The organism is Vibrio sp. OPT46 (assembly GCF_015163535.1).
Lineage (GTDB): Bacteria > Pseudomonadota > Gammaproteobacteria > Enterobacterales > Vibrionaceae > Vibrio > Vibrio alginolyticus.
This window is the reverse complement of record NZ_JADDYG010000372.1, coordinates 26,302-28,758: the sequence shown is the minus strand read 5'-3', so window position 1 is coordinate 28,758 and position 2,457 is coordinate 26,302. Positions and strand designations below refer to the sequence as shown.

Sequence of the window (2,457 nt, the reverse complement as noted above, 5' to 3'; positions counted from 1 at the left end):
GGAATCGCCATCAGTGGGCGAGGGCTGCATTCCAAACCAAGGATCTGTTTTTCACAATCGCGAGCGAGCTTAGTGATGCGCTCTGGCGTTAACTCGTCATCGCTCAATTGATACAACGCGCGCTCAAAATATGGCACAACCAAGATGCTACGTTCTTCATAAGCTTTGAATGGCTGACGACTGTTGATCATCGCTTGAATGATCTCATTAGGAACCGAATTCCCTTCATCATCCAGTGCGTACTGTTTTAGCCAATCGGCATCGGTTAACAGGCTGTCACAGAACATCGACTGAGTTTCTGCATAAGCCATCGACGTCGGCGCAAACTCCTGCGAAAAACAAGGCGCGTTCATTTTTACGTTCGCAAAGTGTGCTGCGTGACCACCTTCGTGGAACAGCGTGTTTATGCCATCGTAGCCGCTGCCCACTTGGTCTGGTTTGGCATTGCTGGTGAAGTTCACCTGTGCTGCGACCCATTCGCCTTGATTGTAGAATGAAGGGATAGGGCCGTGGCAGAACCCGTTCGGGTACTTACCTTTGCGGTCTAACAAATCCAGCGTTAGCGTCGCGCCAGAGTAATCAATATTCAGACGACCAAACGATTCTACCCAGCGTCTCAGAGATTTAGAGAACGGCACGTATGGGTCAAGGTCACGCATGACGTCACCCGCGAACGAGTAAACAAAGTTGAAGCCGGTGAGTGCGCTTGCGCCTTTCTCTTTCGCCAAGTTTTCTAAGCTGTTGAGGTGCGCATCTCGCGTGCGTTGTTCGAAATCTTCCAAAATCTCGAATAGCTGCTCAGTGCTCATGTTTTCCGTTTTTTGCACGGAGTAATCAAAGAAAGTCGCATAACCCAGTGAGCGAGCGAACTGGTTGCGCAGTTTGATCAGTTCAATAAAGCCGTTTTGCAGTAGCCATTGTTCAAGGTTCAGCAACGCTTGATGAGCCGATTGGCGAACTTCTTCATGATTGCTGGTGCGAATGGTTGAGCTTAATACTGGAAGTGAACCTTCTACTTGCTCGCCGTTCTCATCGGTAAATGTTTGTACGTGGTTCTGTTTTTTCTCGAAGAGCTCAGCTTCAAAGGCAATGAGCTGATTTTTCAACGCTTGTGCTTTTTCGCCCTCGATAGCGTGAGATTCAAACATCGCCAGCCAACCAGATAGACCCGTAATGGTTTGTTGTTTCTCTTGTGGGTCGGTAATTGAGTCCGCGGCTTCAATCTGTTGTTTGATGTCAGTAATTTGCTCGGCGTTGCTTAAAAAGCTTGTCCATGCCGTTTGTGCTTGCGTCGAGCCATCATGGTCATCGCTGATCCCCATGTAAGTTTCCCAAAAGAAATCTTCTTTGGTGCGGTGAATCGCAAGGTAACGTTGATTGAGGTCGTTGAGGTAATCCGTTGCGGTCATTTTGATCCTTCAAATGGTTTCGTTATGTAGACAGTTGATTATTGCACGCTTGGTCGCGAGAAAGGAACGCTAATCTCATTTGTCGATTTTGCATCGCGTAAAGGTGATTTTACTATTTGTTTACATTTGGGTGAGTTAATAGGAGTTATGAGCTTGCAGTGTTAAGACTGGTATGGAGTTTACAGTTTATTAAGTAATTAATCTGCGGTGCGCTATCGATGATCCTTATCAGGTGTAATAAGATTTCCATATCGTGGCGATACAGTTGGAAACGATATGATAAATAAGACAAAAGTTACGTTATTGGCGGTAGGTACGATTTTAGTTGGATGTTCCACAGTCGCGCCACCAAGAAATGATGCGGTTGAAAGCATTCAACAAAAGTGTTCTGTGATTTTAAGCAATGATGTTGCGGGCGATCAGCGCTGGCAGACGTACAACGGCTTGCTTGTAGAATATGCCGTGCATGGCGTTAAGAGTCAGGCGCAACTGGAACATTTTGAAGCGTTTGTGCAGAGAGTGCAAGATGATGAGTCTGGACAGTTAGTTACTGAGTTGATTGAGGTCACCGACTGGGGATGCTCAAACGGCAATTATCTAGAAGAGATGAGCTTGTTTATTCAAGAAGTTCAAAAGTAAAAAACCGAGCGTTAAGTCGCTCGGTTTTTCTGTTTGTGGAACGCTTTTGTGCGCTGGCTCGTCAGGACGTTTACTCCTCTGGATACTCGCCCATACCTTGCGTTTTACCTTCCGCTTTCCAATGCTCTCCAGGAGCAAATGCTTCATCGCATAAATCTACGGTGTAGCCCATTTCTGTGATTTCCTTCAAAGTGAGGTTATCAGCAATATTTGCAACTTCCCCCGATTTATTCCGTAACTCCATGTTGATCTCTCCTCTGTAGGTAGACGAGTGGCATCAATGCACAGTGAAGAATGCATTGGTAACCTTTGTTCTAAGTATATAACCCTCTGCTAAAAATGAAGGTTTAATACTCTTTTTAAGTGTGGGTAATTGGATAATGCTTTGAGCTGCTTCCGTTATTTAGAG

2 protein-coding genes and 1 pseudogene are annotated in these 2,457 nt (G+C 45.7%); 1 reads left to right on the top strand and 2 read right to left on the bottom strand.

Annotated elements, in window-relative coordinates; translation table 11 throughout:
* Positions 1–1,361, bottom strand: a pseudogene (locus IQR33_RS17210) (M3 family metallopeptidase); the annotation flags it as partial.
* 324 nt (positions 1,362–1,685) lie between these two features.
* Between IQR33_RS17210 and IQR33_RS17205 the strand changes: the two are divergent.
* Positions 1,686–2,048 (top strand): hypothetical protein, encoded by a 363-nt coding sequence (locus tag IQR33_RS17205; protein WP_054575251.1) that lies wholly within the window; start codon positions 1,686–1,688, stop codon positions 2,046–2,048.
* Positions 2,049–2,118: 70 nt separating this feature from the next.
* Here the strand turns inward: IQR33_RS17205 and IQR33_RS17200 are convergent, their stop codons facing one another.
* Positions 2,119–2,292 carry a hypothetical protein gene (locus IQR33_RS17200; protein WP_005374332.1) on the bottom strand — a complete coding sequence of 58 codons (174 nt, stop codon included), beginning with the start codon at positions 2,290–2,292 and terminating at the stop codon, positions 2,119–2,121.
* Between the last annotated feature and the right edge of the window lie 165 nt (positions 2,293–2,457).